The organism is Micromonospora sp. NPDC005553, from assembly GCF_042871765.1.
In the GTDB taxonomy this organism is placed as follows: domain Bacteria; phylum Actinomycetota; class Actinomycetes; order Mycobacteriales; family Micromonosporaceae; genus Micromonospora.
On the sequence record NZ_JBIAJD010000005.1, the window covers coordinates 601,253 to 621,208 of the forward strand.

Here is a 19,956-nt window from a genome sequence, read left to right on the forward strand (position 1 = left end):
CGGGGTCAGTAGCCGAACCGCGCGATGATCACCGAGCGGACACGGTCGCCAGAGAGGGGGCGTCGGTAGACGTAGCTGTCCACGCTGACGTCGTCGAAGCCGGCCAGCTGAGCCTGCTCCCGCAGGTAGTCGACGGCGAGCCAGTGGAAGCCGGTCACCCCCGGCGCCGCCTGCACCCGGCTGCCGTCGCGGGTGGCGTCGTTGGAGGCCACGAGGATGCCGCGGCCGTCCACGCCGAGCCAGCTCCGGACGTGCGCCATGATCGGCAAGGTTGCGGTACGGGCGTCGTAGAGGTGGCCGAGCAACCCGTCGAGATAGGCCACCGGCCACGGGTCGGTCGGCGTCCAGGTCGTCACGTCGGCTTCGATCGACCGGACGCCCTTGGCCGTTGACATGGTGACGGCCTCGGCCATCGCGTCCACTGCCAGCACCTCGACTCCGGCGGCGGCCAGGTGACCCTCCACCACCGCGTTGCCGCTGCCCAGGCTGACCAGCCGGCGGCTGCCGGCCCGCGTCAGCTCGCCGTTGAGCAGCTCCAGCATCCAGGTCCGATAGGCCGGTGAGTGGGTGGAGGGGGTGACAGAGTCGCCGCGCGCGCCCCCGGTCTCCCAGATGTCGAAGAGGCTGACGTCGTCGCCGGACCGCGAGCGGTAGAAGTCGGCGAGGTCGGCGAGTTGGTCGGGTCGGGTGTCGGTGGTCTCGATGGTCACAGCGGTCACCTTCGTTCGGCAGTAGCCGGCAGGGTCGGTGCGGACAGGACGTCCGCGAGCAACGGCACCAGGTCCTCCATGCCGGAGCGGTAGAAGTGGCCTCCGGGCAGGACCCGGAAGGTGAATGCGGCGGTCGTGAGGGCCGACCAGGCGGTCGTCAGCTCGTCGTTGAGGAGCGGGTCGTCGGCGCCGCGAACCGCCAGGACGGGGCAGCCGACCGGCGCCGGCCCGGCCGGCCGGTAGCGGGCCGATGCCCGCACGTCGCCGACGAGGGCCCGCTCGACCAGCCGCCGGCCCAGCGGCGTCGCCCGGATCTGCGCCGGCAGACCGCCGAGGGCACCCACCCGGTCCCAGATCTCGTCGTCGGTGCCGTCGAGGAGGGCTGCCGTGCTGTGCCGCCACGGCGCTGCGGCGCCGCTGACCACCACCAGGGCGGGGCCCCTGCCCGCCTGGTGGGCGACCGCCGCCCAGGACGCGGCGAGCAGGGCGCCGAAGCTGTGGCCGACGACGGCCCACCGTTCGCCGGGGGCGGGCGCGTACCGCTGGTCCAGGTCCCGCACGTAGCCGTCGACCTCGGGCGGCGGCCGCTCGGCGATCCGCGCGCCGCGGCCCGGCAGCTCCGGTGCGACGACCGACAGGGCGTCGCCCAGCAGCTCACCGAGTCGGTCGTCCCAACCGCGGAAGACGCCGGCCGAGCCACCCGCGGGGGGCAGCAGGAACAGCCGGCTCGCCGCGACGGTCACGGTGTCGCGGTCGCCGGGACGGCGAGCTCGGCGGCGTACATCCGGTCGAAGGCGGCGACCAGGGTACGGTCGGCCACGGTCCCCCCGCTGAGCGCCGTGCGGCACAGCATCTTCAGCGCGCGCCAACTCTTCGTGGCGGCGGCGAGCCCTTCGATGAACGGCTCGCCGTCACCGGCCAGCCCCGTCCACGGTTCGCCGGTACGCCGGTACGCCTCCGCCACCGCCAGGTACGCCCGCTCGATCATCAGCGCCGAGTGGTACGTGTTGGTCAGTTGCGCGTGCCGGCGCTGGCCGGGTGCGGTGAGCGCTGGCACGAACGCGTCGCGGTACCGGGACAGCTGCGCAGGCAGCGTCCGCCGGTCGGCGAGGAGGGCGTCGACGGCGGCGCGTTCACGGCGGTGAACCGTCCCGTCGGCCAGGGCGGTCTGGGTCCGCTCGCCGAGGTGCAGCCGGTAGAGCGAGTCGTGCTTGTCGTAGACGTGGAACAGGTTGGAGCGGATCGCCTCGACGAACAGGGCCCGATCGAAGCGCAGCACCAGGGTACGGACGCCGACGTTGTCGATGCCGAGGTACGAGTTCTCGTCGAAGTCGACGACCGTCACCTTGTGCCCGTTGGTGCGGTGCTCGCGCAGGTAGTACTCGTCGAAGTGCTCGTGGTAGTAGCTGTCGACGCGGGCGACGCAGTGCCCGTGGTCGCGCACGGCGGCGCGCAACGTCGCCTCGATGTCACCGTCGACGGGCAGGTGGTGCTTTTCCACGCCCCACTCCCCCAGCAGCAGGGCGTCGCGGGCCGCCTCGCCGTCGAGAAGGTTCCGGCAGGACAGGCCACCCCACTCGGCGCGCAGCCTCGGGGCTCCGGCGACCAGGAGGAACGCCGCGAGCAGGCGAGGCGGCAGAAGCTGGGTGAGGCTGACGATGTGGCAGTCGTAGTAGACGCTCTCCACGGCGTTCCAGTGCCGGCCGGTGACCTCCGACTGGTGGGCGGTCACCCCGGGGACGTCGCGGGTCGGGTGTGCGACGGCGACGGGCTCGGGCACGAAGGCCACTGTCACGGCGTCGCTCGTCGGGCTGTCGGTGATGGGACCGTCGACGGTGGTGGTCACGGGCGTCTCCCGAAGGCGAGGCGGAGGGTGGCGGGTGAGCGGAAGCTGAGCCCCTGCACGGGGCTCGGCGTGACGTCGGCGAAGCGCAGGCCGGGGCGGCGTTCGAGCAGCAGGCGCAGCGCGGTGGTCACCTCGGCCAGGGCCATCCGACGGCCCATGCACTGGTGGCGCCCGGCGCCGAAGGAGAGCAGGCGCTGGTGTCCCGGCCGGCCCGGGTCGAACGTGTCCGGGTCCGGGAACACCGCCGGGTCACGGTTGGCCGAGCCGAGCAGGACGGTCAGCAACGAACCCTTCGGGATGTCCTGGCCGAGAAGCTCCCCGCCACCCCAGATCCGGATGGTGCTGTGGATCGGCGCCTCGTAGCGCAGGGTCTCGTCCACCACCGCCTCGATGAGGTTGCCGTCCGAGGCGACCTGCGCCATCAGCTCCGGGCGCGAGCACAGGGTGTGCAGGACGTTCGCGATCAGCCGGTTGCTCGTGTCGATGGCGGCGGGGATGAGCAGCCCGACCTGGCGGACGATCTCGTCGTCGTCGACGTCGGCGCCCTCCGCGGCGGAGGACAGCAGCTGCCCGATGACGCTGTCGTCCGGTGCGGGTCGCAGCTCGGCGACCCGGCTGTGCAACAGGGCGCTCATGCGTGCCCACGCCGCGACGGCGGCCCGTCGGCGCACCGGATCGGCCGAGTCGATGAAGGCGATCACCGCGTCGCTGCAGGTCTGGAACTGCGGCACGTCCGCCGGTCGCAGGCCGATGATGCGCGACATCACCCGGATCGGTACGGCGTTCGCGAAGCCCGTCACGTAGTCGGCCGGGCCATCACCGGCCGCCGCGTCGAGGTCGTCGAGCACGCCGCGCACCGCCGCCGGGACGAGTTCGCCGAGGTACCCGGGGATGGCCGACGCGGAGAAGCTCCGGTTGGTCAACGCCCGCAGCCGGACGTGCTCCTCCCCCTCCACGTCGGTCACGGTGCGACCGAACAGCACCCGGGTCGCCCGGAACGGGCTCTCCACACTGGAGCGCCGGTCCCGCAGCACCGCACCGGCGGCGGCGTGGTCCGTGGCGAACCAGGTGCGGCGCGACGTCGAGTGGACGAGTTGGCCCTGCGCCCGCAGCGCCGCGTACACGGGGTAGGGGTCGAGCTGGAACGCGGGCGTCCCGAAGTCGCGGTCGGCGCCGTTGCGCGCGGGCGCGGTCACCGCGCCGCGTCCGGCGCGTCGGCCGGCTCCCGCACGGCGGCGAAGCGCAGCCGGTGGTAGTCGGCGTACCAGCGGCCGTCGCGCAGCAACGTCGGCGCGGCCAGCTCGTTGATCCGCGCCAGGACGGCGTCGCGCCGCTCCGGCGGCACATGGCCGATCAGGGCCGCGCCGAACATGGCGACCCAGTCGGCGACGCCACCCGGGCAGTCGGTCAACTCGGTGGGCCGGGCGAAGTAGTCCATCCGCAGCACCTGGAAGCCGTGCGCCTCCAGCAGGGTGGCGTACTCCCCGGGGCTCGGGAAGTACCAGGGCATCCGCGCGCCCTCGGTCAGACCCTGCTCGGCCAGCGCGGCGCGGACGGCGGCGAGGATCCCGGCCACGTTGTGGGCACCGCCGAGTTCGGCGACGAAACGCCCACCCGGGCGCAGCACGCGACGGACGGCGACGACGACCTCCGCCGGACGGGTCATCCAGTGCAGCGCGGCGTTGGAGAACACCGCGTCGACCTGCTCGTCGATCTGGAAGTCGTGGCCGTCCGCGAGCAGCACGTCCGATCCCAGGCGGGCGGTGGCCGAGGCGACCATGGCGGGGTCGCCGTCGACCGCGATCACCCGCGCCCCGCTCGCCGCGATCGTGGCGGCCAGCTCACCGGTGCCGCACCCCAGGTCGAGGACTGTCTCGCCGGGCACCGGGGCGAGCAGCTCGACGACACCGCCGGCCAGCGCGGACACGTAGCCGAACTGGCGGTCGTAGCGGTCGGCGTCCCACCCGGGGTCGGGCCGGGACTGGTGGACGGAGTGCTGTGTCATCGTGTCACCCTCGATCAATCTGTTGGAGCATGAGTTCTGTGGTGCCGCCGGCGAGCGCCAGGCCGGTCGCGTCACGCAGGGCCCGTTCCGCCGGATGGCCGCGCCGGTAGCCGTCAGCACCGGAGAGTTGCAGCGCCTCGTCGGCCACCTCGGCCAGCACCGCGGCGGCCCGGTGTTTGCCGGCGGCCGCCCAGCCGCCCGGGCAGGCGCCCGCGGCGAGCAGGCGAAGGCTCTGCCCGGCCATCGCCTGCACCTCCTGGACTGCGGCGTCGAGCCGGGCGAGCGTGAATCGGACGTGCTGGTTGGTGATCAGCGGAACCCCGAAGGTGATCCGCCGGCCGGCGTCGGCGATCGCGTGGTCCAGGACCGACTCGGCCAGTCCGGCCATCCGGACGGCGAGCATCACGCGTTCATGGATCCAGTGGCGCATCAGCACCAGCAGTCCGTGCCCGCCGACGGCGAGCACGGCGGCGACCGGGGCCGCGTCGAGCACCACCGCACCGGTCAGGCCGGTGTGTCCCAGGCCGTCCAGGGTGGTCACCCCGACGCGCGGCCCGGCGGACACCAGCAGGAGCGCCGGCCCGCGCCGACCGGTGCGCCCGTCGCTGTCGTCGGCCAGTACGAGCAGGTGGTCGGCGTACGGGGCGTTGCTGATGAACCACTTCGTTCCGGTCACGGTCAACCCACCGGCCGCGCCGGCGCCCACAGTGGTCTTCAGGGCGGTCAGGTCGCTGCCGCCGTCCGGTTCGGTGGCGGCCAGCGCACTGGTCGCCGAGCCGGCCAGGGCGTCCGTCACCAGCCCCACCGGTGTCGTCGGCAGGACGCCGAGCAGGCGTGTCGCCACCTCCAGGTGGGTGAGCAGCGCCGCGCCCGGCGCGCCGTTACCGACCCGGGCGAACGCGCGGTGCAACGCGGCGGCACGCCACAGGGCTGCGGCGCGGTCGCCGCCACGGTCGGCCCACGCGTCGCGCAGCAGGCCGGCCTCGCCGACGGCGCGCAGCAGCTCCCGTACGGGCGGGCCGGCCGACTCCCAGACGCCCGCAGCGAGCAGGCCGTCGCGGTGCCGGTCGGTGAAGGCGTCGAGCCGCGTCGCGAATTCGACGTCGGCGGCACCCTGCGGACAACGCGACCCGACCGTCGAGGCGAGCACCGACGCGGCGGTCACTGGGGCCACCCGCGCAGGCGGGCGAGGGCGGTGAGCATCATCTCGTCCGATCCGGTGGAGATGGACAACAGCCGGGTGTCGCGGAACGCGCGGTTGACCGGGTGGGTGCTGAGCTGCCCCTCGGCGCCGTGCAGGTGCAGGCAGGTGCGGGCTACCTCACGGGTGAGACGGCTGGAGCGCAGCTTGACCGCTGCGGACAGGGTGTTCACCGCACCGCCGGTCACCCACCGGTCGATGCCGGTGTACGCGAGCTGGCGCACCGCCTCCACCTCGGCGCGCAGGCGTGCCAGCTGCGCGGCGGGCTGCTGACGGTCGGCGATCGGTACGCCGAAGGTCCGCCGCTCCCGCAGCCGCTCGGCGGTCCGCAGCAGCAGGGTGTCCGCCATGGCGATCGCGCGGCAGGCGGACAGGATGCGCTCCGGTTCGAACTGGCGCAGCTGGGTGACCAGTCCGAGACCGTGCCCGCCGAGGCGGTGCCCGTCGGGCACGAACACGCCGTCGAAGCGGAGCTGCCCGGCGACGCCGGCGGTCCGCAGCCCGAGCGTGGCGTCCGCCGGTTCCCTGCTCACGCCCGGGGCGTCGGCCGGCACCATCAACAGGACGTGACCGAAGGTTCCACGAGCCTCGGGCAGCCGGGCCAGCACCGCGAAGGCGTCCGCGGTGAGCCCGGCCACGACCCACCGCTTGGCGCCGGTCAGCCGGTACCCGCCCGGCTCGGGGGTGGCCGTGGTGGCGACGGCGGCCACGTCGGCGCCGGCGCCCGGCTCGGAGACCGCGTGCCCGAGCAGGCAGCGCCCCACCAGGGCCGGGCGCAGGAAACGCTCGACGGCCTCCGGCCCGCCGGCATCGGCCAGCATGGGCGCGACCATGTCGTTGTGGACCGTCACCCCCATGCCCACGCTGTCGAACAACAGCGCGCCGAGGCATTCGGCGAGGACCACGTGCTCCCAGGCGGTGCCGCCGGCGCCGCCCTGGTCGACGGCGAACCGCATGCCGAGCCAGCCTCGCGCGGCCAAGCCGGTCAGAACCTCGCGCAGGGGGACCGCGCCGTGCCGCTCCCACGCGTCGACCATGGGTGCGACGGTGGCCGCGAGGTGCTCGGTGAGGCGGGCCCGCAGCTCGTCCTCGGCGGGCGTGAACCAGCCGGTGCGGGCCGCGACGGTGAGGGCCGCGGTTTTCACGGTGCCTCGTCGAGCAGCAGCGCGGCGATGCGGGCGCGGTCCGGTTTGCCGGTGGACAGCACCGGAACGGACGGCAGCCGGTACAGCTCCCGCGGCACCATGTATCGGGGCAGGAGGTTGCCCACGTGCCGGAGCAGGGCCTCCACCGTGTCTCCGGGCAGTGGCAGCAGGGCGGCGGCCGGGTCGGGATCCGGCTGGTCGACGGTTGCGGGGGCGCGCAGTACCACGGCGCACGCCAGCGACAGCCCGTCGCGCGGATCCGGGACGGCCGCCACGAACGCGCTGCCGACGGCCGGGTGCGTCTCCACGGCGCGGCGCACCTCGTTGAGGTTGATCCGGTAGCCCTTGATCTTCACCTCGTCGTCGCGCCTGCCCGCGAAGCGCAGCGCCCCGTCCGCGCCGCGTTCCCCGATGTCGCCGGTGAGGTAGAAGCGCGTCCCCTCGTGGTCGAGGAAGACCGCCGCCTCCTCCGTCGGGCGGTCCAGGTACCCGCTCATCAGCTGCGCCCCGGCGATGGCGATCTCACCCGGGCCGTCCGTGGTGAGCCGGCCGTCGGCGTCCCGGAAACGGATCGTCACCCCCGGCAGCGGCGGCCCGATGGGGTACGCCTCGGTGCGGCCCGGTTCCCGCTCGGCGATCGGGTGGAAGGTCACCCCGCACGTCGCCTCGGTCGGCCCGTAGCCGTTGACCACCACGAGATTCGGGGCCGCGTGCAGCCAGTCCTGGACGGTGGCCGGGTTCAGCACCTCCGCGCCGGTGAGGATCCGGCGCAGCGCGCTCAGGTCACGCCCGGACAATCCGGGCTCCGTCCGGGCCAGCAGCGTCAACGTGGAGACCACCGCGGTGAAGTGGGTGATCCGGTCGCGTTCGATGAGGTCCAGCACCCGAGCCGGCACGACGAACGCCGGGCCGAGCCGCACGTGCGCCCCCTTGAGCAGCGGCAAGAGCAGGTCCGCCACCGAACCGTCGAAGTGCAGGGCTGTCGTGTTCAGGCAGCGTGCCCGATCGGTGATGCCGAGCACCGGGTCGACCGCGGCGAAGAACGCCTCGAGCGCGCTGCGCGGGATCCGGACGCCCTTCGGTTGTCCGGTGCTGCCGGAGGTGTACAGCACATACACCCCGTCATCCGGCGCGGTGGCCACCGGCAGGTCGTCGAGGCGCGCGTCCGCCTCGGTGCCGAGTTCCTCCACCGCCACCACCGGCACGGGCAGCGCCTGGTCGACCAGCCGGGCCACCGCCGCGCGGCGGGCCAGCAGGCGTGGGCTGCCGCAGTCCAGCAGCAGCGCGCGTCGCCGGTCCGCGGGCGCCGAGGGGTCGATCGGCAGGTAGGCGGCGCCGGCGGCGACCGCACCCAGCAGCGCCGTCACCGTGGCGGCGGTCTTCTCGCCGTGGACGGCGACCAGGTCACCGCGGCGCACCCCACGGCTGCGCAGACCCGCGGCGATCCGCAGCACCCGCTGCCACAGCTCGGCGCGGGTGAGTGTCGCGTCCGGTCCGGTGAGCGCGGGCAGGTCCGGCCCGGTGGCGGCGTGCGCGGCGAGCGCCGCCATGAGGGACCAGCCGACCGGCGTCGGTGCGCCGGCCTGCGGCGTCGAGGGCTCGACGAGCATGGTCATCGGGTCGCACGCCGCTCGACGAGGGCGACCAACGTCGACAGGCTCTCCAACGCGTCGAGGTCCTCGATCTCCTCCCCGAACTCGATGCCGTACTCGCTGCCGAGCCGGACGGTGAGCTCCACAGCGTCGAGTGAGTCCAGGTTGAGCGCGCGCATGAAGTTGTCGTCGGCGGCCAGCTCGGCCGAGACGTCGCGCTTCTTGATGGTGGCGAGGGTGTCGGCGAGGCGGTCACGGACGCTCTCGGCGGTGGGACGGGTCATCGGCTGACTCCTGAACGGTCTCGGGTGACACGGGTACGACCGGGCGCGGCCGTACCGGTGCGGCGGGTGCGGTTACCGGCTGGCCGGGACGGCCGGCGCGCTCGGGACATCGAAGGTGCGCGGGGCGGCCGGCCGGGCGGCGGACCGCACCGTCCAGGCCACCGCCGCCACCAGGCAGGCGGTGCCCACCACGGTGGCCGAGGTCAGGTCCTCACCGAGGACCAGCGCTCCCAGCGCCACCGCCACGAGCGGGTTGACGTACGAGTAGGTGCTGGCCAGCCGCTGGTCCACCCGGGTGACGAGCCACGTGTACGCGAGGAAGCCCACCAGCGACCCGAGCAGCACGAGGTGCAGCTGCGCCAACCAGACGGTGGGGTGCAGGTGGCCGACGTCCAGCCGGCCCCACTCTCCGGTCAACCCGGAGACGACCAGCAGCGCCAGGCCGCCGCCGAGCATCTGCACCGCGCTGGACAGGGCGGCGCCCGGCACGATGTCGCCGGGGGTGCCGCGCCCCGCCGAGGCGGCGGCGATCCGCCCCGCCACGGCCCACGTCAACGCCGCGGCCAGCACGAGCAGCGAGGGCAGCAGCGGGCCCGGCTGGAAACCGAGAAGGATCGCCACACCGGCAAGTCCGACCGTGGCCGCGCCCAGGTCCCGCCCTCGCGGCCGGCCCCCCATCACCAGCACCCAGATGGGTACGGTGGCGAAGTAGGTGCCCGCCGCCGCCGACGGCAGATCCTCGGATGCGACACTGACCAGCCCGTTCGCGCCGAGGAAGTGCATGAGCCCGAGCAGGGTCAGCCGCCCGGTGTGCCCCCGCAACCGCACCGCCAGTCCCGGCTGGCCGCGCCGGCGCCAGTGCCAGCACAGCCCGCCGAGCAGCAGTGCCCCCGCCACGGAGAAGCGGACCCCGGCAGCGAACAGGGGCGGCACCTCCTGGACGACCACTCGGATACCGAGGAAGGTCGAACCCCAGAGCAGCCACACCGCGAGCAGCGCCGCGGCGATGCGCCACCGGTCGGCAGTCGGCCAGTCCATCGTCAGGGCGGGTGTCGACGTCCTCGGTCGGGTCGAGGCGGAGTCCGGGCGGCGGTCCGGCCAGGGGCGTCGACGCACGCGCTAGGCCGGGTTCTGGGCGAGGATGCGGTCGAGGTACCGGCAGGAGGAGTTCAGCCTCCACAGCGCACCGCGTGCCATGGCCCGGCGGGTCTGCGGCTCGGCCGCCATCGGCTTGACGACGTGGGCGAACCACGCGCTCGCGTGGTGGGCGTCGATGCCGATGTGCAACCGGTGGTACGTGATGCCGTCGGCGGGGAGCCCGAGGCGCTCCCAGCCGTGCAGCACCTGGGAGAACCGGTCCGGCGCCAGCCACTCCGCAACGGCGAGGTGGCCGACGGCCTCGCCGAACAGGTTCCGGTACCGGCAGATCAGCACCGGTAGGTTCCCGCCGAGCAGCGCCTCCGTCGACAGGCTCTCCTTCAGCTCGTCGTCGGTGATGCCGAAGTGGGCGATGATCCGGCCGAACAGCGTGGTGTGGACCATCGCGGGGTCGCCGTTGCCCATCTCGTCCCAGAAGTTCTTGGCGATCTCCATCTTGGTCTCACCGTCCGACCCGACCTGCATCATCGCCAGCAGGTCGTCGAACCGGGCGTCCACCGACGACTCCTGCAACACGAAGCTGCGGAAGTCCTCCGGGGTGGCCCGCTCGCGCAGAAAGGAGTGGTAATAGGGGTGCTTGAACACCCGGTGCTCCCGCGTCATGTTCTTGAGCCACGGCACGAACCGTTCCGGGTCGTCCGGGATCGAGGCGTAGATGCTCTCGTCGATCCAGCTGTCCTCGTCCCGCGCGGTGTCCCGCTCCAGTTGCCGCGTCACCGCGTGCAGGACGGTGGACGCCTCGGCTGTCGATTCCGCCCCCAACTGGGTGTGCAGACCGTAGATCTTCGCCAGCAGGTACTGCTGCGCGAACTGGGCGTCGGCGTCCCCGGCGGACGCCGCGGTACCCAGCCGGGTGACGTTCTCGAGCAGTTCGGCGTAGGTGTCCTGCTCGGCGTACGAACGGTCGAAGTCTTCCTCGGACAGAGCGAAGCGACTCACCAGATCGGTGACGAACGCCGTAAGAGTGGTGCTCAGCGTGGCGGGCATCCGGGTGCGCTCCTTGCAGTCGGTATAACCCGAAGCATTCCCCCGCCGTCTGCACGGCTTCGCTGATTTTTCTGTATTCGCAGGTCGGAGGGCACGCGACGCGCCGCGTGGGCGGTCAGCCCCCTGCGGTAGACGCCGCGCAGGTGACGTGCGACGGCGCGGTCGACCCGCTGCACCTGGGTGCGGGAACCTCGTTATTGCGATGACGATCTGCTGGGCACACCCCGTGCCGCGTTCCCCCCGGCCGCCCGGAACTGGCCACCCCTGCCCGCACCGGGCGGCGACGTCATCGGGACGTGTTCGAGAAGTAGACCCCGAGACCAGCCAGCAGCAGGCTGATCAGGCTGGCACCGGCGCGTACCGAGTTCCACCACGTCCAAGCGGACGAGTAGGAAGCCCACACCCGTACCGCCTCCGCAGGATCGGTTGGCACGCCTGCGGCGTCGAGCTTCTCGTTCATCGGCACGTTGACGACCACCGTCGGGATGAAGGCGCCCACCAGGTACACCCCGGCGGCCACCAGGAACAGCACACCCGCTGACCGTTTCCCGAGGATCAACAGGAACACGCCGGTCACCATGGCGGCGACGAGCGGGCCGAAGAACGTGACGAAGAACAGTGGATTCTGGATCTTCTGGTTGATGCTCGTCATGGCCCGGATCGCGGTGCCAGCGTCGGCGGTGTTCAGACCGGGCATCACCGCCACCGAGAAGGCGTAGTAGACACCGGTGATCGCACCCGTCACCACCAGGGTCACCGCCGCCGACCAGGCAGCCAGGGTGGCGTTCATGCCCAGTCTCCACCGGGTGACGTGTCCCATGCACCAGCGGCGGCGGCGTCCCGGGCATAGTCGGCGAAGTCGCGCGGCCTGCGGCCCAGCGCCCGTTGCACACCATCAGCGAGCTGTGCGTTGCGGCCGTCCAACACCTTGCCGAACAGCTCGATCAGCACCGCCGTGAGCTCCGCCGGCACGTCGTACCCGGCCATCACGGCGGCGTACTCCTCTGGCGAAACCGATCGGTAGCGGATCTCCCGCCCGAGCGCGTTGCCGATCTCCGAGGTCGCCTCGGCGAAGGTGAGAAGTCGCGGCCCGGTCACCTCGTAGAGCTGCCCCGCGTGCCCGTCGTCGGTCAGCGCAGCGACCACGATGTCGGCGATGTCGAGGGCGTCGACGAACGGCTCCGGCACGTTCCCGGCCGGGAGGACGACCTCGCCGCCGCGTATCGAGTCGGTCAGGAAGTCCTCGCTGAAGTTCTGACTGAACCAGCTCGCCCGCACGATCGTCCAGGCCACTCCGGAGTCCTGGACCACCCGCTCGCTGAGTGTGGCCTCCTCCTCGCCCCGGCCGGAAAGCAGAACCAACCGTTCGATCCCGCCGGACACCGCCTGTTCCGTGAACGAACGGATCGTCGCGAGGGCGTCCGGCGCGACCAGGTCCGGGTAGTACACCAGGTAGACCGACGAAACCCCGTCCAGTACGGGCGCCCAGGTGCGCTGGTCGGTCCAGTCGAACGGCGGCTCGCCGGAGCGGGAGCCGACCCGTACCGGCCGGTCGAGTCGGGTGAGCCGGTCCACCACCCGGCGGCCCGTCTTGCCGGTGCCGCCCAGTACGAGGATTGGCTGCTCATCAACGGTCTTCGTCATGGCAACCAGTCAAGTCGAGGGTGAGCGCACCGGGAATGGGCGAGACTCTCGATCGCATGTCCCGACGTCTCGACCGCCCACCTCACAGGGCTAACCTGAGCGCATGGATGCGCTCGCGGGGCTGCTGGACGGGCCGAGGGCGCGCGGTGCGTTCCTGATGCGGTCGGTGTTCGACCCGCCCTGGTCGGTACGGATCCAGGATCGTGCGCCCCTCACCCTGGTCACCATGCTGCGCGGCACGGCGTGGGTGGTGCCGGATCAGGGTGCCCCCGTGCCGCTACGCCCGGGCGATGTGGCGATCATCCGTGGCCCTGAGCCATACACGATCGCCGACGACCCAGCCACGGCGCCGCAGGCAGTGATCCATCCCGGCGAGCACAGCACCACGCCCACCGGGGACGAGTTGTGCGAAGTGATGGACCTGGGTGTCCGGACCTGGGGCGAACGCGCTGACGGGATGGCGGTGCTGCTCAGTGGCACGTACCAGTTGCAGGGCGAGGTCAGCCAACGGCTGCTGAGGGTCCTGCCCCATCTCCTGGTGCTGCCGGCCGGAGCACTGGACAGCCCGCTCATCCCCTTGCTCGGCGACGAGATGACCAAGGACGAGCCCGGGCAGGATGTGGTCCTGGACCGGCTGCTCGACCTACTGCTCATCGCCGTACTTCGGGCCTGGTTCTCCCGGCCCGAGGCGGCGGCGCCCGCCTGGTACCGGGCGCACGGCGATCCGGTGGTCGGCAGGGCGTTGCGACTGCTGCATGACCACCCGGCAAAGCCCTGGACGGTGGCCACCCTCGCGGCCGGCACCGGTATCTCGCGGGCGGTGCTGGCCCGCCGGTTCACCGAACTGGTCGGCGAGCCTCCGATGGCGTACCTCACCAACTGGCGGCTCGCGCTGGCCGCCGATCTGCTGCGCGAACCGGACGCCACCGTCGGCGCGGTGGCCCGCCAGGTCGGCTACGGCAGTTCATTCGCACTCAGCGCGGCCTTCAAACGGGTACGCGGTCTCAGCCCGGCCGAACACCGGCAGGCCATCGGGTCGCCTGACGTCACTCCAGTGGGATGAATGTGCCGAGGCTGGCCGTGGGCATCCGTTCCTCATCGTCCGCCACCACCGACTCAGCGAACGAGAACCTGCCCAAGTGGACCGGCGACGCCGCGAGTGCCCACCACGCCAAGGCACTCAAGCGGAGATCTGCGGTCGACGAGTCCGTCGTCAAGTCGGAGTTCATCAGCCAGTGGTTGTATCCGAAACATCGCCTAGCCCTACCACCGTGTTGCGCCCGCCTCACGGCATGGCTGTCGACCGAATCTGTGGCAGCCCTTCCTCGGTCAGCGCAACCGTCAGTGAAACCTCACGAGACGGTGCGCTCTCGATGCCGTGGCGCAACGACCGGTGCACGGGGCACTCGCACGACGGATGCAGCGGATCCGGACATCGGGCAAGGGCAGCGTTCAGCAACTGAACTCCGTCAACGGCGATCGGCCACGACCAGTCCATGTCCCACGGCTCCTCCCAAGGTTGGTGGAAGCAGTCATGATCGAAGTACACGAGAAGCCCGGCCTCGCACAAGGGACAGGCAGACAGGCTGGTCCAGCGGTAGTTGACCTGGTGCCCCGGAGTACCGTGCGGCACGCCCCAACTGCCGATACGAACAACGGTGCGCTGGTCCACTCGGCAGGCGCCGCAGATACGCATGACTAACCCTCCTCCGCCGTCTGGCGACATCCACAGAGTTCGACGCAATCACGGACGCCGTCAACCAGCAGCGCCCAGCGCGCCAGGGGGTTTACGTGAGAGCAGGGTGTGCCGCCTGCCGGAGCCTGGCGTGAGTGGGGAGGCAGTTCTGCTGCTCATTGGGACGTGCCTGATTGTGGTGTGGCGCGTAGGTGTGCGCGTTCGCCTTGTCTGCCGATGAGGCTGAGGAACTCGACAGGCCCGGCGCTGGTGGCGCCGAACCAGTGGGGGGTGCGGGTGTCGAACTCGGCGGCTTCTCCGGGTTGCAGGATGAGGTTGTCGTCGCCGAGGACCAGGCGCAAGGTGCCGTTGAGGACGTAGACCCAGTCGTAGCCCTCATGGGTGCGCAGGTCGGGTACGCGGTTGTCGTCGCCGGCGGGCAGGACGAACTTGTAGGCCTGGATGCCTCCCGGCCTGCGGGTCAGGGGCAGGATGGTGGATCCGTCGCCAGCGGCGATGGGGCGCAAGTTGATCCGGGGATCACCGGTCAGCGGCGCGTCGACGAGTTCGTCGATGGTGACGCTGTGGGCGCGGGCGAGCGGGAGCAGCTGTTCGAGCGTCGGACGCCGCAGGCCCGCTTCGAGCCGCGACAGCGTGCTGACGGAGATGCCGGTCTCCTCGGCCAGGTCGGTGAGGGTGATGTTGCGGCGCTGCCGCAGCTGCCTCAGCCGCGGGCCGACCGCGTCGAGGGTGCGGTCCAGATTGTCGTCCACAACCCCATTTTGCCATTCGGCAAAGATCTTTGCACATATTCGCCGGGAGGCTCAGGATCAAGTCACCGGCGAAGGTGGTGAAGGGAGCAGGGCAGATGGTGGAGCAGGCAGAGATCGTGAGGGACGTGGTCGTGGTCGGCGGCGGCGCGGCCGGGTTGAGCGCGGCGCTGATCCTGGCGCGTTCGCGGCGGCGAGTGACGGTCCTGGACGCCGGCGCACCGCGCAACGCGCCTACGCAGGCCGTGCACAGCCTGCTGGCCCTCGACGGACTGAGCCCGCTGGAGCTCCTCAGGCGCGGAGCGATGACGTGCGGTACTTCACCGGCGACCAGGAACTCAGCGATCAGGACCGGGCGAAACTCGACGCGCTCGGCATCCCGGTGATCGCTGGCGGCGTCGCCGGGCTGGAGATCGTCGACGACCGGCTGACCGGGGTCCGTCTTGACGACGACAAGGTCATACCGGTCGAGACCGTGGCGGTGGCGCCGCGGATGGTCGCCCGAGCAGAGGCGTTCGCCGGTATCGGCATCACCGCGACGCAGCACCCGGTGGGTTCCTTCATCGCCGCTGATGAGACCGGCCGGACCTCGGTGCCCGGGGTATGGGCGGCCGGTAACTCCACCGATCTGTCCGCCCAGGTCGGTGCGGCCGCCGCGCGCGGCGCCCGCGCCGCAGCCCATCTCAACGCCGACCTCGTCGCCGAGGACACCGACCGGGCGGTCGCCCGGCTGACGAACGAGGAGAACCTCCGATGACGCACAGCTTCGACAAGGACTACTGGCAACAGCACTGGCAGCAGACCCACGGCGACAAGCCCGGCTCCATGGCCGGCAACCCACCCAACCCCTACCTCGCCCAGGAGACCGCCGGCCTGGCACCGGGCACCGCCCTGGACGCCGGGTGCGGCGCCGGCGCCGAGGCGATCTGGCTCGCCTCTCACGGCTGGCAGCTCACCGCCGCCGACATCTCCGCCGACGCCCTCGCCCGCGCCGCCGACCGCGCCACCGCCAGCGGGCAGACAGAGTCCATCCGGTGGGTGGAGGCGGACCTGACCGCCTGGGAACCGGGCATGCGCTTCGACCTGGTCACCACCCACTACGCGCACCCCGCGATGCCCCAACTGGCCTTCTACCAGCGCATCTCCGACTGGGTGGCGCCCGGCGGCACCCTGCTGATCGTCGGGCACCTGCACACCGGGCACGGGCACGGGCACGGGCATCAGCATCCCGCCGAGGCGACGGTCACCCTCGCCGACATCACCGCCGTCCTGAATGCGGCCGACTGGGAGATCGTCACCGCCGAGGAGCACCGGCGCCCGGCGACCGGGCTCGGCGGCCATGCGGTCTCGCTGCACGACGTCGTCGTGCGCGCCACCCGACGCCCCTGAACCACTTTCTCTGCGACGCCGGGACCGAGGTCCACCCCGGCGCCGTACCCCATCGCGCCCTTGTGGATGGAACCCCGCGCATGCCTGCCCTCGACAGTTCGCCAGGCGAGAGCGTCCCCGACGCGACGATTCGCGACCCGCGCCAGCGTCGCGCGATCCTGATCGCGGTGTGTATCGCTCTGATGGCGGTCATCGCCTCGGTCTCCGGGCTCAATGTCGCCCAGCCGCAGGTCGCCGTCGCGTTCGACGCCTCGCAGAGCACCGTCCTGTGGATGATCAACATCTACACCCTCAGCCTGGCCGCGCTGCTGCTCCCGCTCGGCGCCCTCGGCGACCGGGTGGGCCGCAAACCGATCCTGCTCGCCGGCCTCGCCCTGTTCGGCGTCGCCAGCGCGGCGGCGGGCCTGGCCACCTCATCCGAGATGATGATCGCCGCCCGGCTGTTCGCCGGCGTCGGCGCCGCCATGATCATGCCGGTCACCCTGGCCGTCATCACCTCGACGTTCCCCGACGAGGAACGCTCCAAAGTTATGGGTGTGTGGACCGGCGTCGCCGGCGGCGGCGGCATTCTCGGCATGTACCTGTCCGCGGTCCTCGTCGACTGGGCGAACTGGCGGTGGCTGTTCCTGCTACCGGTCGTGCTCGTGGCCGCGGCCACCGTCACGGCCCTGCGAGCCGTCCCGAATTCCCGCGAGACGTCGCAGCACAGCTTCGACATGGTCGGGTCCCTGACGTCGGTGATCGCCGTGGTCGCGCTCATCTACGTCCTGCACGAAGGCCCGGTCCACGGCTGGACCTCGCCCGTCACCGTGGCCAGCCTGCTCGTCGGCGTCGTCGCCGCCATCGGGTTCGTGGCCTGGGAACTACGCCGGGCGGCGCCCCTGCTCGACGTGCGCCTGTTCCGTGACCGGCGCCTCGCCAGCGGCTCGCTGGCACTGCTGGCACTGTTCGGCGTCCAAGCCGGGATCTTTGTCGTGCTGTTCCCCTACTTCCAGGCCGTTCTCGGCTGGTCGCTGGCCGGGGGCCAGTCGCAGCGGCCGGTAGCCGTCGGTGTCGAGCTGGGCGAGCTGGCCGTCGATGTCGACGGAGTGGGTGCCGTAAAAGTGCACGATCCCCGAACCACCGCCGCGATCGCGATCGCGAGCAGTCCCGGCAGCGGATGGATCCGGCCGCCGGCGTCCCGTGGGTCCGGAACCCGGGCGAGGGCCTGCAGCAACCCTGGCGTGTGTCCTGTTTCGACAGCGGCAAGATGCGCTGCTGCACCGCTCGCGACTCCTGCGTGACAAGACGCCTTTGATAAACAGCCTAAGGTCCGGCTACCTGGGTCGGCATTGATCGAGGTCTTGACTCTATGCGCCGCCCTGCTCATGATTTACTTCGGCGGTCCAACAGTGAGGGTCAATGTGATGACGCAGGTAGAGCCACCGGTAGGAGGCCAACCATCAGCCGTCACTCTCAGCGAGCTTGGACAAAATGGCCGACTCGCGCGTGCCAGTTCAGGCACCAGGGATTGGCTGAAACGTGGGGCCCATCGGCGGGAACTGAGCATCGCGGGCCTCGGTTCGGTGCTCCTCGCTGTCGCGATGATCTGGCTGATTCCGCCGTACGCGGTTCGCGTGATGACTTCCGGCGCCAAGACTGTGCCGATCGCCAACCCGGCCCACACCATCGTCGGTGACGCGGGTGACCCGACGGCCCAAGCATGGCTGGTGGGATGGGGTGGCCACGCTCTCACCCGCGGTCTGCGTGGCCTGTGGGATACCAACGCCTTCTATCCCGACAAGTACGGCCTGGCCCTGAACGACAGCATGCTCGGCTATGCCCCGGCAGGGCTGATAGGCAGCGGTGTAGTCGGTGCCGTGCTGCGCTACAACATCCTGTTCGTGCTGGCTTTCGCGCTCGCCTTCCTCGGCGGCTACGCGCTCCTGCGCCAGCTTGGCGCGAATAAGGTCGCCGCCGCGGTAGCCGGGGCCGCCCTCGCCTACGCGCCCTGGCGCTACGGCCACGACGGCCATTTGAATATTCTCTCCACCGGTGGCATCACGCTGGCCCTGGCGATGCTGGCGCGCGGCCACGGACTCTCGTTCACCCGCGGCTACCTTGCCGAACGAGTCCGACCGGGCTGGGCGTTCGCTGGCTGGCTGGTCGCGGCCTGGCAGGTCAGCCTTGGCTTCGGCGTGGGGCTTGGATTCGTATACGTCCTCGCCGCCCTCTGCCTGATCACACTGACAGCCTGGCTGATCCACCGCCCACGCCTTAGCCGCCGGCTGATCGTCAGTGATCTGATCGGCGGGTTGGTCTTCACCGCGGTGACCGGATACTTCGCGTACGCGTACCAACACGTGCGCGAGCTCAACCCACATGTCACCCGGGACTGGGACTACGTCGCGTTCTTCTCCCCGACACTGCGCGGACTTCTCGTGGCTCCGCAGTCCTCGCTGCCCTGGGGCACCCTACACAACGACGCCCGCATCGCTCTTGGTGGCGCACCCACTGAGAAAGTGCTGCTATGCGGGTATGCACTGTATCTACTGGCCTTCGCCGGCCTGTTCCTATCCCGCTGGTCACCGGTGCAACGACTTCTGCTGCTGTTCGGGGCGGTCGTCGGAGTGTTGTTCGCGCTAGGCACGAACGGGCCGATCTACCGTCTGCTCTATCTTTACGTGCCCGGGTTCGATGGATCCCGTACACCAGGACGGTTGATCTTGTGGCCCACTATCTGCCTGGCCATTCTCGCGGCCGGCCTGGTTACCCAACTAGCCGAGGTGGCTCGCAGGGGTGCCAAGCCGAAATGGTCGGTGGAAGAGGCACGGCTACTGACCGTTCCGTTGCTGGTCCTCGTGCTAGCTGAGGGCCTGCCTGACCTGCAGCACCCCCAAACCCCAGCCAAACCGGCCGCGATGGCGCTAGCCTCCGCGCACGCTCCGATCATGGTATTGCCGTCCGACGACGGCATCGACCTCCACGTCCTACTCTGGTCGACCGACGGTTTTCCCGCCGTGGTCAACGGTGCGGCCAGCTACACCACACCCAACCGTCAGTCGATCCGCGACGTTATGACGACCTTCCCCAGCCAGCAGGCCTTGGATCGGTTGCACCAGCTCGGCATCCGCAGCGTCGTCCTGCTGCGCAACCGGGTCCAAGGCACCCCATACGAACCACTGCTCAACATCCCCGACGTACCCGGCATCACCCGCCACGACGTCGGGTCAGACGTGGTTTACACCATCGACACCAACACGAAGTGATGCTGGACGTGTCCTCGGGATACGAGGATCGTTCTGTCTGAACGTGAGGAGGGTGAGCAGCCACCCTGGATCGTCCCGGACGCACTCTGGGCCAAGGTCACACCGCTGCTGCCATCCCGACCACCACGCCGGCCGGTTTCCCGGCGCAAGCCCCTCGACGAGCGACGAAACGTTCGTCTGTCGCCAGCAGATCTGGGCTTCCTCGGCTTTGCACGGTCGGCGCAAGGGCCGCCAGCGGCTCCAGATCCGTTTGCCGGCAGAGATCCGCCAGTCATCACAGGGGTGGCGCTGGCGGCTGCCGT

At 71.1% G+C, this 19,956-nt stretch carries 19 protein-coding genes and 1 pseudogene; 5 read left to right on the plus strand and 15 right to left on the minus strand.

Translation table 11 applies throughout. From position 1 onward, the window contains the following. Positions 1–5: 5 nt before the first annotated feature. From ACFYPG_RS23620 to ACFYPG_RS23680, 13 genes are all read right to left on the minus strand, one after another. Positions 6–710 (minus strand): class I SAM-dependent methyltransferase, encoded by a 705-nt coding sequence (locus ACFYPG_RS23620; RefSeq protein ID WP_355008497.1) that lies wholly within the window; start codon positions 708–710, stop codon positions 6–8. A gap of 5 nt (positions 711–715) precedes the next feature. Beyond that, entirely contained in the window at positions 716–1,453 is a 738-nt protein-coding gene (locus ACFYPG_RS23625; protein WP_387353884.1) for a thioesterase II family protein, read from the minus strand. Then, a complete protein-coding gene (locus tag ACFYPG_RS23630) occupies positions 1,450–2,556 on the minus strand; it encodes a hypothetical protein (protein WP_387353885.1) in 1,107 nt (368 codons plus the stop codon). The genes ACFYPG_RS23625 and ACFYPG_RS23630 overlap by 4 nt, the downstream gene beginning before the upstream one ends. Then, positions 2,553–3,752 carry a cytochrome P450 gene (locus ACFYPG_RS23635; RefSeq protein WP_387353886.1) on the minus strand — a complete coding sequence of 400 codons (1,200 nt, stop codon included), beginning with the start codon at positions 3,750–3,752 and terminating at the stop codon, positions 2,553–2,555. The genes ACFYPG_RS23630 and ACFYPG_RS23635 overlap by 4 nt, the downstream gene beginning before the upstream one ends. Next, positions 3,749–4,561 (minus strand): methyltransferase domain-containing protein, encoded by an 813-nt coding sequence (locus tag ACFYPG_RS23640; protein ID WP_387353887.1) that lies wholly within the window; start codon positions 4,559–4,561, stop codon positions 3,749–3,751. The genes ACFYPG_RS23635 and ACFYPG_RS23640 overlap by 4 nt, the downstream gene beginning before the upstream one ends. A 4-nt stretch (positions 4,562–4,565) precedes the next feature. Then, complete coding sequence (locus ACFYPG_RS23645; protein WP_387353888.1) at positions 4,566–5,735, minus strand: acyl-CoA dehydrogenase family protein; 1,170 nt, start codon at positions 5,733–5,735, stop codon at positions 4,566–4,568. Further along, positions 5,723–6,907 carry an acyl-CoA dehydrogenase family protein gene (locus ACFYPG_RS23650; protein WP_387353889.1) on the minus strand — a complete coding sequence of 395 codons (1,185 nt, stop codon included), beginning with the start codon at positions 6,905–6,907 and terminating at the stop codon, positions 5,723–5,725. Before ACFYPG_RS23650 ends, ACFYPG_RS23645 begins: the two co-directional genes overlap by 13 nt. Continuing rightward, on the minus strand, positions 6,904–8,523 hold the full coding sequence (locus ACFYPG_RS23655; RefSeq protein WP_387353890.1) for an amino acid adenylation domain-containing protein: 1,620 nt from the start codon (positions 8,521–8,523) through the stop codon (positions 6,904–6,906). The genes ACFYPG_RS23650 and ACFYPG_RS23655 overlap by 4 nt, the downstream gene beginning before the upstream one ends. Next, positions 8,520–8,783: an acyl carrier protein gene (locus ACFYPG_RS23660; RefSeq protein WP_355008489.1), complete on the minus strand. Its 264-nt coding sequence runs from the start codon at positions 8,781–8,783 to the stop codon at positions 8,520–8,522. Before ACFYPG_RS23660 ends, ACFYPG_RS23655 begins: the two co-directional genes overlap by 4 nt. A gap of 72 nt (positions 8,784–8,855) precedes the next feature. After that, positions 8,856–9,821 (minus strand): EamA family transporter, encoded by a 966-nt coding sequence (locus ACFYPG_RS23665; RefSeq protein ID WP_387353891.1) that lies wholly within the window; start codon positions 9,819–9,821, stop codon positions 8,856–8,858. An 81-nt stretch (positions 9,822–9,902) separates the two neighbouring features. After that, a complete protein-coding gene (locus ACFYPG_RS23670) occupies positions 9,903–10,928 on the minus strand; it encodes an iron-containing redox enzyme family protein (protein ID WP_387353892.1) in 1,026 nt (341 codons plus the stop codon). A 286-nt stretch (positions 10,929–11,214) separates the two neighbouring features. After that, complete coding sequence (locus ACFYPG_RS23675) at positions 11,215–11,718, minus strand: DUF1772 domain-containing protein (RefSeq protein WP_387353893.1); 504 nt, start codon at positions 11,716–11,718, stop codon at positions 11,215–11,217. After that, positions 11,715–12,572 (minus strand): NmrA family transcriptional regulator, encoded by an 858-nt coding sequence (locus ACFYPG_RS23680; protein WP_355008485.1) that lies wholly within the window; start codon positions 12,570–12,572, stop codon positions 11,715–11,717. The genes ACFYPG_RS23675 and ACFYPG_RS23680 overlap by 4 nt, the downstream gene beginning before the upstream one ends. 103 nt (positions 12,573–12,675) lie before the next feature. Between ACFYPG_RS23680 and ACFYPG_RS23685 the strand changes: the two genes are divergently transcribed. After that, positions 12,676–13,635: an AraC family transcriptional regulator gene (locus ACFYPG_RS23685; protein WP_387353894.1), complete on the plus strand. Its 960-nt coding sequence runs from the start codon at positions 12,676–12,678 to the stop codon at positions 13,633–13,635. A gap of 222 nt (positions 13,636–13,857) precedes the next feature. Here ACFYPG_RS23685 and ACFYPG_RS23690 read toward each other — a convergent pair whose 3' ends face one another. Continuing rightward, positions 13,858–14,268: a hypothetical protein gene (locus ACFYPG_RS23690; RefSeq protein WP_387353895.1), complete on the minus strand. Its 411-nt coding sequence runs from the start codon at positions 14,266–14,268 to the stop codon at positions 13,858–13,860. Positions 14,269–14,423: 155 nt separating this feature from the next. Further along, positions 14,424–15,020 carry an XRE family transcriptional regulator gene (locus ACFYPG_RS23695; RefSeq protein ID WP_355008482.1) on the minus strand — a complete coding sequence of 199 codons (597 nt, stop codon included), beginning with the start codon at positions 15,018–15,020 and terminating at the stop codon, positions 14,424–14,426. Positions 15,021–15,115: 95 nt separating this feature from the next. Here ACFYPG_RS23695 and ACFYPG_RS23700 point away from each other — a divergent pair. The 4 genes and pseudogenes from ACFYPG_RS23700 to ACFYPG_RS23715 all read left to right on the plus strand — a co-directional run bounded on the left by ACFYPG_RS23700 (position 15,116) and on the right by ACFYPG_RS23715 (position 19,654). After that, a pseudogene (locus tag ACFYPG_RS23700) lies at positions 15,116–15,774 on the plus strand (FAD-dependent oxidoreductase). Further along, the gene (locus tag ACFYPG_RS23705) at positions 15,771–16,406 is read left to right on the plus strand and encodes a class I SAM-dependent methyltransferase (protein ID WP_387353896.1); all 636 of its coding nucleotides are present in this window, start codon (positions 15,771–15,773) and stop codon (positions 16,404–16,406) included. The pseudogene ACFYPG_RS23700 and the gene ACFYPG_RS23705 overlap by 4 nt, the downstream one beginning before the upstream one ends. Positions 16,407–16,573: 167 nt before the next feature. Further along, positions 16,574–17,689, plus strand: coding sequence for an MFS transporter (locus ACFYPG_RS23710; RefSeq protein WP_387353897.1), 1,116 nt, complete (start codon positions 16,574–16,576; stop codon positions 17,687–17,689). Between the two features lie 300 nt (positions 17,690–17,989). Next, a complete protein-coding gene (locus ACFYPG_RS23715) occupies positions 17,990–19,654 on the plus strand; it encodes a hypothetical protein (protein ID WP_387353898.1) in 1,665 nt (554 codons plus the stop codon). The last annotated feature ends 302 nt before the right edge of the window (positions 19,655–19,956 follow it).